9 protein-coding genes, 1 tRNA gene and 1 pseudogene are annotated in these 13,724 nt (G+C 71.1%); 7 read left to right on the top strand and 4 right to left on the bottom strand.

Going from position 1 to position 13,724, the window contains the following annotated elements:
• The first annotated feature begins 12 nt into the window (after positions 1-12).
• On the top strand, positions 13-894 hold the full coding sequence (nudC, locus tag AB0P08_RS00055) for an NAD(+) diphosphatase (protein ID WP_363587339.1): 882 nt from the start codon (positions 13-15) through the stop codon (positions 892-894).
• Positions 891-2,612: an ATP-dependent helicase gene (locus AB0P08_RS00050; protein ID WP_363587337.1), complete on the top strand. Its 1,722-nt coding sequence runs from the start codon at positions 891-893 to the stop codon at positions 2,610-2,612. Before nudC ends, AB0P08_RS00050 begins: the two co-directional genes overlap by 4 nt.
• An 826-nt stretch (positions 2,613-3,438) precedes the next feature.
• On the opposite strand, the gene AB0P08_RS00045 is transcribed toward AB0P08_RS00050, so the two are convergent.
• Positions 3,439-4,851: a zinc-dependent metalloprotease gene (locus AB0P08_RS00045; RefSeq protein WP_363587335.1), complete on the bottom strand. Its 1,413-nt coding sequence runs from the start codon at positions 4,849-4,851 to the stop codon at positions 3,439-3,441.
• A 118-nt stretch (positions 4,852-4,969) separates the two neighbouring features.
• On the opposite strand from AB0P08_RS00045, the gene AB0P08_RS00040 reads away from it, so the two are divergent.
• From AB0P08_RS00040 to AB0P08_RS00030, 3 genes are all read left to right on the top strand, one after another.
• On the top strand, positions 4,970-6,061 hold the full coding sequence (locus AB0P08_RS00040) for a YlbL family protein (protein ID WP_363587333.1): 1,092 nt from the start codon (positions 4,970-4,972) through the stop codon (positions 6,059-6,061).
• 73 nt (positions 6,062-6,134) lie between these two features.
• The gene (locus tag AB0P08_RS00035) at positions 6,135-9,038 is read left to right on the top strand and encodes a UPF0182 family membrane protein (protein ID WP_187663674.1); all 2,904 of its coding nucleotides are present in this window, start codon (positions 6,135-6,137) and stop codon (positions 9,036-9,038) included.
• A 337-nt stretch (positions 9,039-9,375) separates the two neighbouring features.
• On the top strand, positions 9,376-10,218 hold the full coding sequence (locus AB0P08_RS00030) for a universal stress protein (RefSeq protein ID WP_363587331.1): 843 nt from the start codon (positions 9,376-9,378) through the stop codon (positions 10,216-10,218).
• A gap of 22 nt (positions 10,219-10,240) precedes the next feature.
• On the opposite strand, the gene AB0P08_RS00025 is transcribed toward AB0P08_RS00030, so the two are convergent.
• The gene (locus AB0P08_RS00025; protein WP_363587329.1) at positions 10,241-11,116 is read right to left on the bottom strand and encodes an aminoglycoside phosphotransferase family protein; all 876 of its coding nucleotides are present in this window, start codon (positions 11,114-11,116) and stop codon (positions 10,241-10,243) included.
• 87 nt (positions 11,117-11,203) lie between these two features.
• Positions 11,204-11,277: transfer RNA gene (locus AB0P08_RS00020), tRNA-Met, on the bottom strand.
• Positions 11,278-11,355: 78 nt separating this feature from the next.
• Here AB0P08_RS00020 and AB0P08_RS00015 point away from each other — a divergent pair.
• Positions 11,356-12,165: a carbon-nitrogen hydrolase family protein gene (locus AB0P08_RS00015; protein ID WP_363587327.1), complete on the top strand. Its 810-nt coding sequence runs from the start codon at positions 11,356-11,358 to the stop codon at positions 12,163-12,165.
• Between the two features lie 10 nt (positions 12,166-12,175).
• Here the strand turns inward: AB0P08_RS00015 and AB0P08_RS00010 are convergent, their stop codons facing one another.
• Positions 12,176-13,378, bottom strand: a complete 1,203-nt coding sequence (locus AB0P08_RS00010; protein ID WP_363587325.1) for an aminotransferase class I/II-fold pyridoxal phosphate-dependent enzyme — start codon at positions 13,376-13,378, stop codon at positions 12,176-12,178.
• Positions 13,379-13,473: 95 nt separating this feature from the next.
• Between AB0P08_RS00010 and AB0P08_RS00005 the strand changes: the two are divergent.
• Positions 13,474-13,724: pseudogene (locus AB0P08_RS00005) on the top strand (serine protease); the annotation flags it as partial.

Raw genomic sequence — 13,724 nt, 5'->3', positions numbered from 1 at the left:
GAGAGGGAGTCGATGAGCATTCCGCGCCCGTTCTTCGACCGCGCCGCCGAACTCCGCGAGGAGGAGGGCGTGATCGAGCGTCTCCGCGGCCTCGCGGCCTCGCGCGTCATCGTCGTCCGGGAGGGGCGTGTGCGCGTCGCGGCCTCGGCGCTGCTGCGCGTCTCGGCGGACGACGTCACGGACGGGACATGGGCGATGCTCGGTCGGGAAGCCGACGGCTCCGCGCTCCTGCTCGCCGCGCTGCCGCCGGAGACCGATGCTCTCGACACGGCGCCGGACGAGATCTGGCTCGGCCTCCGCGACCTCGGCGGGCGCCTGGACGCCGGGGAGTCCGAGGTGCTCGTCGCCGCGGTCGCGCTGGCCGGCTGGCTCCGCGACGCCCCGTTCTGCCCCACCTGCGGCGGAGGGACGGAGCTGCGCAACGCGGGCTGGTCGCGGCGGTGCCTGGTCTGCGGCCGCGAGCACTTCCCGCGGACCGACCCCGCGGTGATCGTCGCCGTCGAGAGCGCGGACGGCGAGCGGTTGCTGCTCGGTGCCAATGCGAACTGGGGCGGTCGCATGTACTCCTGCTTCGCCGGTTTCACAGAGGCGGGCGAATCCCTCGAGGCCACCGTGCACCGGGAGATCGAGGAGGAGTCCGGCGTGCGCCTCTCGACGCTGCGCTACATCTCCTCGCAGGCGTGGCCCTTCCCCCGCTCGCTCATGGTCGGGTTCCGCGCCGCGGTCGAAGACGAAGCCGCGGCCAGACCCGACGGCGAGGAGATCATCGACGTGCGCTGGTTCACGCGGGAGGAGATCGGCTCCGCGCTCGCCGGGGACGCTCCCGTCGGGTTGCCGGGACCCGCCTCGATCGCGCGCGCTCTCATCGTCGACTGGTTCGAGGAGCGCCCGTGAGCGCACTCGATGCCCTCGACGAGCGGCAGCGAGCGGCGGCTTCGGTCCTGCGGGGGCCGGTGGCGGTGCTCGCGGGTGCCGGAACCGGGAAGACCAGGGTCATCACGCACCGCATCGCGCACGGGGTGGACACCGGTGCCTACTCGCCGTCCCGGGTGATGGCGGTGACGTTCACCGCGAAGGCCGCCGGTGAGCTCCGCGGACGCCTCCGTGCACTGGGCGTCGAAGGCGTCGCCGCCCGCACCTTCCACGCGGCCGCGCTCGCCCAGCTCAACTTCTTCTGGCCCACGCTGGCGGGGGCCCCCGCGCCGTCGATCATCGACAACAAGGTGCGCATGCTCGGTCAGGCCGCCGATGCCCTCCGCCTGCGTCCCCGCACGGCGACCCTGCGCGACATCGCCTCGGAGATCGAGTGGCGGAAGGTGTCGATGATCTCGATCGACCGGTACGCCGAGCTGGGCCGTCCGATCACCGGGATCGACCACACCCAGCTCGTGGAGCTGATGCGCGGTTACGAGGCGCTGAAGGACGAGCGTCATCAGCTCGACTTCGAGGACGTGCTGCTCGCCTGTGCGGGGATGCTGGAGACCGAGCCACGGGTCGCAGCCGCCGTTCACGAGCAGTACCGGCACTTCACCGTGGACGAGTTCCAGGACGTGTCGCCGCTCCAGAACCGGCTCCTGGAGCTGTGGCTGGGCGATCGGCACGACATCTGCGTGGTGGGCGACGCCAGCCAGACGATCTACTCGTTCGCGGGGGCGGAGCAGCGGTTCCTCCTCGAGTTCGAGCGGCGGCACCCCGACGCGACGGTCATCCGGCTGGAGACGAACTACCGGTCCCAGGCCCCCATCCTGACGGCGGCGAACGCGCTGATGCACGGTCGCCCCGGGGCGCTGGAGCTGGTCCCCGCGCGGGAGCACTTCACCGCCGAGCCGCCGACGGTCACGGCGTACGACTCGGAGGCGGAGGAGGCCGCGGGGATCGCGGCCGGTGTCGCGGCCCGTATCGCCGACGGCGCCTCCCCGTCCGAGATCGCCGTTCTGTATCGGGCCCATGCGCAGTCCGCGGTGCTCCAGCAGGCGCTCGCCGCCGAGGGGATCGCCACCTCGGTGCTCGGCGGCACGCGATTCTTCGCCATGCCCGAGGTACGCCAGGCGATCCTCGCGCTCCGTGCGGCGGCGGTCGCGCCGACCGAGCACGGATTCCTGCCAGGGGTGCGGCGGGTGCTTCGCGAGCTGGGACTCACCGAGGAGCCGCCGGCCGCCGGGGGAGCTCAGCGCGACGGCTGGGAGGCGCGACGGGCCATCCTGCGGCTCGCGGAGGATGCCGGACCGGAAGCGACCCTGCGATCGTTCAGCGACGAGCTCATGGCCCGCGCGAAGGATCAGCACGAGCCGACGATGCGGACGGTGACACTGTCGACGCTGCATGCGGCCAAGGGCCTCGAATGGCCGCACGTCTACCTCGCGGGGTGGGCGGAGGGGTCGCTGCCCATCTCGTATGCCACGACGTTCGAGGCCGTGGACGAGGAGCGCCGCCTCGCCTACGTCGGGGTCACGCGGGCTGCGCGCACGCTGGAGCTGTCCTGGGCACGATCGGCGGGGCGCGGCGAACGGGCGCCCTCGCGGTTCCTGGCGGAGATGGGGACGACGGGTCGCGGCACAGGCATTCTGCGCGAAACCGCACCGAACGCCACCCGATCGCGCCGTCCGCGCTGATCCGGGCGATGCGGGCGGCCTCGGGGTCCGCGAGGAGACGCGCAGCGACCGCTCCGGCCGCAGCCACCCTGGCGAGTGTGATGCGCCCGGGGTCGCGGCCGACGAGCTGACCGTGGAGCAGCGGCCAGGCAGGGTCCCGAGCGGTGTCCTCGGCATCCCGGCAGGTCAGACACGGCGTGAGCCCCGGCACGACCAGCGGTCCCACGGTGATGCGCGCCGGCTCGACGGCGATCGGCAGGTGCGGGGAGTCCGTGCGCAGGAACGGCGCGAACTGCACGGCGGCCGCCGCACCGGGAACGAGGACGACGGCGACCACCGTCGATGACGGCGCCGAGGTCGTCGCGAGCGACACCCCTTCGTCGGCGAGGGCCTCGCAGAGCCGCCCTTCGGCGCGGGTGTCGGTGAGCCCGAGCGTGGACACCCGGGCGGCGAGCGGGCGGGCGGGCTCGTCCTGCAGCGCCGGTTCGACGATGGCCAGCAGCCGTCTGGCCTCCTCCCGCGGCGCTCCCGCGCGGTGCGCGATGACATCGAAGGTGCTGCGTCGGAACCCTCGGCGCATGCGGCTGAGGAGCCGTTCGACCCAGGGCGCGGACGCCGGGACCCGGATGGCGGGATCGTCGCCGACCTGGAGGGTCATCCCGTCGCGCCAGAGCAGCGGGAATGCGGGGTCGAGACGGGTCAGGGTCGTCGGGGTGAGCGGCACCCCTCGATTCTGCGGAGCATCGTGGAGCCGCAGGCCGATTCGGGGGATCGGTGGAGAAGTCGGCGGTCCGTCCGTGGTCGGGGAGGGAGAGTGATCGTCCGTCCCCGACCCGGATGGCCGGACTCAGACCGGGCGCTCGCCCTCCGGAGTGTCGTCGTCGCCGTCGGTGCGCGGACCCGTCTCGCCCTCCTCGGCGGGCGACTCCGCGGAGAAGTCGTCGCCGTCCAGCAGGCGGGCGAGCGCCTCATCGAATTCGTCGGCCTCGGGCTGCTCCCCGCGCTCGGCGGCCTGCAGACGCGCGATCAGGGCCGTCGGGTCGTCGATGTCCTCGGCGGTGGGCATGAGGTCCGGGTAGTCCCAGAGGGAGTCCCGGGCGGCGACGCCGACCGCGTCCGTGACCGCCCGCCACATGGCCGAGGCCTCGCGGATGCGTCGCGGTCGGAGCTTGAGCCCGACCAGCGCACCCAGGGCGTCCTCCGCGGGGCCGCCGACGGCACGGCGACGACGGGCCGCCTCGGCGATCCGGCCGCCGTCCGGCAGTCGGGAGGTGGCCTCCGCCGTGACGACGTCGACCCACCCGTCGATCGTCGCGATGAGGTTCTCCAGGCGGGCGAGGGCCTCGCGCTGCGCCTCGGTCTGGGTCGGGAGCAAGGCTCCGCCCTCGATCGCCGCGCGCAGCTCCTCGGGGTTCGAGGGGTCGAGGCGGCTCGCCACGTCCTCCAGGGCATCGACGTCCACCGTCACACCGCGGGCGAAGTCGGTGATCTGCGCCATCACGTGCAGGTGCAGCCACTTGGCGTGCCGATACAGGCGGGCGTAGGCGAGCTCGCGCGTCGCGACGTAGAGGGCGATCTGGTCTGCCGGGATCTCGAGCCCCTCGCCGAACGCGGTGAGGTTCTGCGGGATCACGGCGGCCGTACCCGCGGGGAGCACCGGGATGCCCACGTCGCCTCCGGAGACGACCTCGAGGGAGAGGTTGCCGAGGACCTGACCGAACTGGGCGGCGAACACCGATCCGCCGAGGCCCCGCATCAAGCGTCCCGCGCCCTGCACCACGCCGCGCATCTCCTCGGGCACCTGGGTGTCGAGGGCGGACGTCAGCGCGTCGGCGATGCTCGTCGAGACGGGGCCGGCGATCTCCTTCCACACCGGAAGGGTCCTCTCGACCCACTCGCCGCGGGTCATCGCCACCGGCGGCTCTGCGAGCTCGGAGATGGTGGTCGCCTCGCTCAGCCAGAGACCTGCGAGTGCGAACGAGTCGGCGAGGGAGGAGCGGGAGCCGTCGCCGATGCCCTGACCCTCGCGGTTGGCGATGTGCAGGGCCTGCCGGAGCGAGTTCTCCCAGGGATCACCGCCGAAGGCGCCCTGGAGCTGCGACATGATCGTCTGCATCATCGCCGGGTCGAAGGCGAAGCCGTCCATCCCCTGGAAGGCGCCGCGCAGCGCCTCGGGGTCGATGTCTCCACCGCCCTGGTTCGAGAGCATCCGTCGCAGGAACTCCTGGAAGTCCTCCGGGTTCGGTTCGTTGTCTGCCATGTCGCTCGCCCTCTCAGCACGTCTGAAGCCGTGGCATCTACGCTAGTCACAGGTTTCAGTGCGCGTCCCCGAAGCGGGCAGATCGCTGTACGCCGCTCGCGAACGACGGAGGATTGCTGTGGAACGACCGCGTGCAGGGAAGCTTGGACTCGGGGTCTGGGCGCTGGTGGTCGCGCTCGCCGCGCTCGCCGTCCTCACCTTCCTGCCCTCGCCGTACGTGATCCAGCGTCCGGGCCCCGTGTACGACACCCTCGGTACCGCGAAGAACGCGGACGGCGAGCAGGTCCCGCTCATCAGCGTCGAGGGGACCGAGACGTACGAGACGGGCGGCACGCTCGACCTGACGACCGTCCAGGTCGTCGGCAACAGGGAGCGCACGCCGAGCTGGTTCGAGCTCGCGCTCGCCTGGACGGACGCCTCGCGCGCCGTCGTGCCGCTGGACGCGGTGTTCCCCGAGGGCGTCACGACCGAGCAGCGCGACGAGCGGAACGCGATGCTCATGGTCGACTCGCAGCACGAGGCGACAGCCGCCGCGCTGAACGAGCTCGGCTACGACACCGGAGCCGAGGTCGTGGTGGTCGACGCGGTCGCGGGCTCTCCTGCCGACGGCCTGCTCGAGGCGGACGACGTGATCACGGCGATCGACGGCACGCCCGTGACCTCGGCGACCGCGCTGCGCGAGGCCATCCAGGAGGCGGGCGGGGATCCGGTCGCGCTCACGGTGCGCCGCGACGGCGCGGAGCAGACTGTGGAGATCACGCCGGAGGAGCAGACCCAGGACGGCACGACGACGTGGCTGATCGGCATCACGCTGCGCACCGATTACGACTTCGAGGTCGACGTCACGATCCAGCTCGACAACGTCGGCGGGCCCAGCGCGGGCATGATGTTCGCCCTCGGGATCATCGACACCCTGACCCCGGGCGAGCTGAACGGCGGCAAGGAGGTCGCGGGCACCGGGACGATCGACGCCGAGGGGACCGTCGGACCGATCGGCGGCATCCGCCAGAAGCTCTACGGCGCCCGTGACGCCGGCGCGGACTACTTCCTCGCACCGGAGGCGAACTGCGACGAGGTCGTGGGGCATGTGCCGGACGGCCTGCAGGTCATCCGCACCGCGACCCTCGACGAATCCCTCGCGGCGCTCGAGGTCATCGCGGAGGACGGCGACGTCGACGCGCTGCCGACCTGCGACGTTCCCGCCACCTGAGCCCGCGCGGTCGTGACCCCGCCGTGACCGGTGTGACAGCCCGCCCACAGCGAGCGGTGCCTAGGATGGAGGGGTGACCTCGACCCCAGCCCAGCCCCCGGCCACGCCTCGAACCTCCCGACGCATCCTCGGCATCTCCCTGGTGATCATCGCCGCGCTCATCGCGGCGTTCTTCGTCTTCGCGTCGCTCTACACCGAATTCCTCTGGTTCGACCAGGTCGGGTTCACCGGCGTGCTCACCACGCAGTGGATCGCGACGGCGGTGATGTTCGTCATCGGCTTCCTCGGCATGGCGGTTCCGCTGTTCGTCGTCATCCAGCTCGCCTACCGGCTCCGTCCGGTCTACGTGCGGCTGAGTTCCCAGCTCGACCGCTACCAGGAGGTCATCGAGCCGCTGCGCCGCCTCGCGATGTGGGGCATGCCGATCTTCTTCGGCCTCTTCGCGGGATTCGCGGCGGCCGGCAACTGGAAGACCGTGTGGCTGTGGGCCAACGGCGTCGCCACCGGTGAGGTCGACCCGCAGTTCGGCGTCGACACCGGTTTCTACATGTTCGCGATGCCGTTCTACTCGATCCTCCTCGCGTTCGTCTCGGCGGTCCTGCTGCTGAGCCTTCTCGTCACCGCGCTCGTGTCCTACCTCTACGGCTCCGTGCGCATCGGCCAGGGCGAGCTGCGCATCTCGAAGCCGGCCCGCATCCAGCTCGCGGTCATCGCGGGGCTGTACCTGCTCGTGCAGGCGGCGAGCCTGTGGCTGGACCGCTACAAGACCCTCGTCGAACCGGACGACCGGATCACCGGTGCCGCCTACACGGGCGCCAACGCGACCATCCCCGGCCTCGGCATCCTCGCGATCATCGCCGCCGTCGTCGCCATCCTGTTCTTCATCACGGCCGTCATCGGCCGCTGGCGCTTCCCCCTCGCGGCGACCGCGCTGCTGATCGTGGCCTCGCTGGTCATCGGCATCGGCTACCCGTGGGTGGTCACGACCTTCCAGGTGAAGCCGAACCAGAACGCCTATCAGGCCGAGTACTACCAGCGGAACATCGACGGCACGAAGGAGGCCTACGGCGTCGCCGACCTGGAGACCACGGCCTTCGAGGCTGAGACGGACGCCGAGGCCGGTCAGCTCCGCGCCGACGCGGAGACCACCGCGTCCATCCGCATCATGGACCCGAAGGTCATCCCGCCGACGGTCCGCCAGCTCGAGCAGTACCGCGGCTACTACCAGTTCCAGACGACGATGGACGTCGACCGCTACGAGATCGACGGCGTGAAGCAGGACACGGTCGTCTCCGTCCGCGACCTCGACATGTCGGGTCTGGGCGACGGTGACAACTGGAACAACCGCGTCGCGGTCTACACGCACGGCTATGGTCTCGTCGCCGCGGCCGGAAACCAGCGCACGACGGACGGCGAGCCCGTCTTCCTCGAGCGCGGCATCCCGACCTCGGGCTTCCTGTCCGAGCAGGGCGACTTCGAGCCGCGGGTCTACTTCGGCGAGAATTCCCCGGAGTACTCCATCGTCGGCGCCCCCGAGGGGGCCGACCCGGTCGAGATCGACTACCCGCGGGGCAAGGACGGATCGAGCGAGACGAAGACCACGTTCTCCGGGAACGGCGGACCGAAGATCGGCGACAGCTTCACCAAGCTGCTCTACGCGCTGAAGTTCCAGTCGGAGCAGATCCTCTTCTCCAACCTCGTCAACGACGACTCGCAGATCCTCTACGACCGCGACCCGAAGACCCGCGTGCAGAAGGTCGCGCCGTACCTCGAGCTCGACAGCGACCCGTACCCGAGCGTCGTGGACGGCCGCATAGTCTGGATCGTGGACGGGTACACGACCAGCTCGACGTACCCGTACTCGACGAGCGTGAGCCTGTCCGACGCGATCGCCGACTCGAACGTGCCGACGCCGTCGCTCGCGATCGACGACATCAACTACATCCGCAACTCGGTCAAGGCCACGGTCGATGCCTACGACGGCTCGGTCACGCTGTACGCCTGGGACGAGGAGGACCCGGTCCTGAAGACCTGGCAGAAGGTCTACCCGTCGACCCTCAAGCCGATCAGCGAGATGTCCGGCGAGCTCATGAGCCACGTCCGGTACCCGACCGACCTGTTCAAGGTGCAGCGCGACATCCTCGGCATCTACCACGTCGACAAGGCCGGCTCGTTCGCCCAGCAGGACAACCGCTGGCAGACGCCGAACGACCCGCGCAGCGACGCGATGCTGCAGCCGCCGTACTACCTGACCATGCAGATGCCAGGGCAGGAGGAACCGCGGTTCTCGATGTTCTCGACGTTCATCCCCGCCTCCCAGGGCGCGGGCGGCAGCCGCGACGTGTTGATGGGCTACCTGGCCGTCGATTCGGATGCGGGCGCCGAGAAGGGCGTCAAGGCCGAAGGTTACGGGCAGCTGCGCATGCTGGAGATCGACACCGACACCACGGTGCCCGGTCCCGGCCAGGTGCAGAACACCTACAACTCGGACACGGCCGTGGTGCCGCAGCTCAACCTGCTCCAGCAGGGGGAGTCCGAGGTCATCTACGGCAACCTGCTGACCCTGCCCGTCGGTGGCGGTCTGCTCTACGTCCAGCCGGTCTACGTGCAGTCGTCCGAGGGGACGCAGCTGCCGCGTCTGCAGAAGGTGCTCGTCGCCTTCGGTGACCGGGTGGCCTTCGAGAACACCCTCACCGAGGCGCTGGACACGCTGTTCGGCGGCGACTCCGGCGCGACCGGTGGCGATGACGAGGTCGAACCCACCGACCCGGAGGCGACCGATCCCGACACGGGGGAGACGCCGACCACGCCGACGCCGACGGATGAGCAGGCCGACGCCCTGGCGAAGGCGCAGCAGGCGCTCCTCGACCGCCAGGCGGCCCTCACCGAGGGTGACCTGGAGAAGTTCGGCGAGGCGGACAAGCGGCTCACCGCGGCCGTCGAGAAGCTCCTGGAGCTGGAGGCCGCCGCAGAGTAATCTCGCCACGCACACGAAAGGGCACCCCCACGGGGTGCCCTTTCGCATTCCCCGCCACTCCCGCGTCTCTGACGCGCGTCCGCCGCATCAGGCGCTCGCGCCGTTTCAGGCGACATCCTGCAGGCGTGCCTGCTGTCGCGCGGGTGCCTGCGTGCGCGCGTGGCGCGCGCGGACAGGCGTTCTCGCGGCAGCAGGCGGGCGCGCGAGGTCAGGCGCCCTCCTGATAGGAAGCCTGATCTGGCGCGAGTGCCTGAGCCGGCGGAGGGTTTTGTCCGGGACGAACCGTCGCGCGAGGAGGGGCTGGCATGGGAGGGTGGAGGCGAACAGGGAGGTCGCCGTGGCTGAGCGCATCGTTGTAGGAGTGGTGGACACGTCGGCGGGACGACGAGCACTGGAGTGGGCCGCGCATCGCGCACGGTCCCGGAAGGCTACTCTGCTCCTCGCGAGCGTCGTCGGGGGAGCGGTCGGTGCCGTCGGGGAGGGTCCTGTGGTGGATGCGGCGATCGCGGCGGCGCGGAGTCTGCTGGAGGAGCACGCGGAGACGCTGAAGGCCCAGGGCCTGGACGTCGACATCGTCGTGCTCCGCGGCGACCCGGTCCGCCAGCTCGTCTCGACCACCGCGGGCGCGAACCTCCTGGTGATCGGAAGCGACTTCCGACCCGATGACGCGGACAGCCCGCGGCGCGGGGCGCACGGGCTGCGCATCGTCGCCGACTCGTCCTGCCCCGTCGTGGTGATCCCGGATATCGAGGCGGGAGACCGCCGCGGTGTCGTCGTCGGAGTGGACGGGTCGCCGATCTCGGAAGCCGCCGTCGCCTTCGCCGCTGCCGAAGCCGACCGCCTCGGCGAGCCCCTCATCGCGGTGACGGTATGGACGCCCGTGCCCCTTCCGCGCGGAGCGAGGTCGTATCCCGAGCAGTACCTCTCCTCCATGCAGCAGCTGGCCGAAGAGACTCTCGCCGTCGCTCTCGCCGGGCTGCGCCAGACGTATCCGGATCTCGAGCTGCAGCCCCGGGTCGAGCGCGGGTACCCGTCCGAGGTCATCAACCGTGCGGCAGCCACCGCGAGGCTCGCCGTGGTGGGCTCACACGGGCGGGGGGCCGTCGCCCGGTTCCTGCTCGGGTCGATCAGCCACGAGGTCCTCGCGGCGCTCGTCGCGCCCACCGCCGTCGTCCGCTGACCGGCGGGACGGCATCCGCGGCCTAGAGCGGGCTGGTCAGCACCTCGTGAAGCACGCGTCGGCTGTCGACTCCGCCCGGTCCTGACCCGCCCGAGAGGGTCACCAGGGCTTTCCAGAGCGCCCAGCCGCGAGCCCGTCGCCACGTCGCGGCATCGAGGCCGGCGGCGTCGCGGAACGCGTCACGCGCGTCCCCCTCGAAGTACGTCCACGCCATGACGAGGTCGCAGGCAGGATCGCCGACGCCGCAGGTGCCGAAATCGATCATCGCCGACAGGCCGCCGTCGCTGACGAGGAGGTTCCCGACGGCGACATCGCCGTGGAACCAGACGGGCGAGGACTCCCAGACGCTGCTCGTCGCCGCGAACCAGACGCTCCGGCAGATCTCCGTGTCCACGGTGCCGTCCAGCCGCTGCAGCGCGGCGTGGACGTCATCGCTGTAGACGCTCGGATGCGAACCGCGGAAGAACGAGTGCCGGCCGGCGGCCTGCCCCGCGTGCACGGGGAGAGACCTCAGGACGCGGAGGAGGCCCCCGAGATCGACGGCGAGGCGGACACGATCGAGCCCCGCGACGCGGTCGACCGTGTCGCCGTCGAGCCACCGGCGGATGGACCACGGAAACGGATAGCCGTGGCCGGGTTCGCCGAGCGCAACGACGGAGGGAACGGCGACCGGGAGCCGTCCGGCGAGGAACTCGAGCGCTCTGCTCTCCTTCTGCACGGCCGTCGCGTAGGACTCGGCAACGGGAAGGCGAACCGACAGATCCTCACCCAGGCGGAAAGTCCTGTTGTCCCACCCCTGACGCGCCACGGCGCGGACGGGCAGGTGCGCCCAGCGGGGGAACTGCTCTTCGACGAGCTCAGCCACCACGGCTGCATCGATGTCGACCGGTCGGCTCACCCCTCGATACTCCCAGAGGTCGGCTCCCGCCACATGCGAAAGGCCCTCTGGCCTGGGATTTCTCCCGGCCAGAGGGCCTTCCATTTGTTGCGGGGACAGGATTTGAACCTGCGACCTCCGGGTTATGAGCCCGGCGAGCTACCGAACTGCTCCACCCCGCGGCACAAGAGATAACCTATCACGGATCTGGAGAGGCGTCGAATCGAGCGCGGCAGCGACGGGTGCGAGAGGATGGCGTCATGCCTGAGAACGCCGCCGTCCCCGTCGCCGTGTGCCAGTTCGCTCCCACCGATTCGCGCGAGGCCAACAGGGAGCGGATCGCCGAGCTCGCGACGGACGCCGCCCGACTGGGGGCGAAGCTCATCGTGTTCCCGGAGTACTCGAGCTTCTTCGTCGATCCGATGGACGAACGCCTCGCGGCGAATGCGGAGGGTCTCGACGGTGAGTTCGTGACCGGACTGATCGGCCTGGCCACGGAGCTCGCCGTCGTCATCGTCGCGGGCGTCACGGAGAAGGCCTCGGACGAGGGGCGCGTGCGCAACACGGTCGTCGCCGTGCGCGGCGACGGCATCCTCGCGGTCTACCGCAAGCAGCACCTGTACGACGCGTTCGGGCAGAGCGAGTCTGACTGGGTGGAGCCGGGGGAGATCGGCGAGCCCGCGGTCTTCGAACTCGGCGGTCTGCGCTTCGGGCTGATGACCTGTTACGACCTGCGGTTCCCCGAGCTGTCGCGGCGCCTCGCGGTCGCCGGTGCCGACGCGCTCGTGGTGCCGGCGGAATGGGTGCGCGGGCCGCTCAAGGAGCACCACTGGACCACGCTGCTCGCCGCGCGGGCCATCGAGAACACGGTGTTCGTCATCGCCGCCGACCATCCGGCGCCGATCGGCGTGGGGCACTCGCGCATCGTGGACCCGCAGGGCGTCGTCCGCGCGGGGGTCGGGCCCGAGCCGGGGGTGGCACTCGGAGTGGTCGACGGAGCGACGATCACCAGGGTCCGGGAGACGAACCCCTCGCTGCGTGCACGGCGTTACGACGTGGTCCCGCGCTGACCGACCCGCTTCAGGCGCGCAGACCGGAGAGACGGGCGGCCGCCTCCTCCAGGACATCGACGCGTTTGCACGCCGCGAAGCGGACGAGGCCCGCGTACGCCGGGCGTCGCGCGGGGGACACGAAGGCGGTGAGGGGGATCGCCACGACCCCGGCCCGTTCCGGAAGCGCGCGGCAGAAGGCCGCCGCATCGGCGCCGCCGAGAGCCGTCGCGTCGGCCACCGTGAAGTAGCCGCCCTGTGGGGCATGGACGGTGAAGCCGGCCGCGCGCAGACCGTCGCCGAGGATCGCGTGCTTGCGGGCGAGCAGGGAGGCGGCATCGGCGAAGAACGCATCGTCGAGGCGCAGGCCCACGGCCACGGCGGGCTGGAAAGGCGCGCCGTTGACGTAGGTGAGGTACTGCTTCACCGTCAGCACGGCCGTGATGAGCGCGGCGGGGCCGTGCACCCAGCCGATCTTCCACCCCGTGGTCGAGAAGGTCTTCCCGGCCGAGGAGATGGTCAGCGTCCGCTCCGCAGCGCCGGGCAGCGTGGCGATGGGCACGTGCGGGCCGCGGAAAGTGAGGTGCTCGTAGACCTCGTCGGTGACGATCACGGCCTCGTGCTTCTCGGCCAGACGCACGACCTCCCGGCGGACCTCCTCGTCGAAGACCGCTCCCGTGGGGTTGTGCGGGTCGTTGACGAGGATGATCCGCGTCCGATCCGTGACCGCGTCCGCGAGCTGCTGCAGGTCGGGCTGGAAGTCCGGCGCCCGCAGCGGCACGGTCCGGAGCCGAGCGCCCGCGAGCGCGACCGCCGCGGCGTACGAGTCGTAGTAGGGCTCGAAGACGACGACCTCGTCCTCCGGCCCGTCGATGAGCGCGAGCAGGGTCGCCGTCAGCGCCTCGGTCGCCCCGGCCGTCACGATGACCTCGGTGCCCGGGTCGACGGCGAGCCCGTAGAACCGCTGCTGATGCTCGGCGATCGCCTGCAGGAGATCGGGGGAGCCGCGCCCCGGCGGGTACTGGTTGACGCCCTCGGCGATCGCGGCGCGTGCGGCGGCGAGGACCACCTCCGGGCCGTCCTCGTCCGGGAAGCCCTGCCCCAGATTGATGGAGCCGGTTCTGACCGCCGCGGCGGACATCTCTGCGAAGATGGTGGGCGCGACGGTACCGTCCGCGTCGAGCAGGCCGGCACCGGCCGCCGTGCGACGCCATGCGCCGGGGATGACACTCATGAAGAACAGGCTAAGGCCATAGCTGAAACTCAAGCTCGGCATAAGGAACGCACAGGGATGCGGGGCATCCTGGAGGAGCGTTGAAGGAGCACACCATGAACCAGGACAACCCGCAGGACCGCCCGGCACCGGCGTCGGACGACGCCGTGTCGGCCGGACACACCCCCCAGACCCCTCAGACCCCCGAGGCCGCGCCGAGCGCGCCGTCTCCGGCCGCCGACGGCACCCTCACGGGCACCCCGGCCGCTTCCGCCCCGGTCGCCCCGCAGGGCCACCACATGCCGCCGACGTTCGCGTCGCACGCCGCCGGTGCCCCGACCGTGGCACCCGTGCCGCACGGGCTGGC

It is taken from the genome of Microbacterium meiriae (assembly GCF_040686935.1).
GTDB classification, from domain to species: Bacteria; Actinomycetota; Actinomycetes; order Actinomycetales; family Microbacteriaceae; genus Microbacterium; species Microbacterium meiriae.
This window is presented reverse-complemented; position numbering and strand designations above follow the sequence as displayed.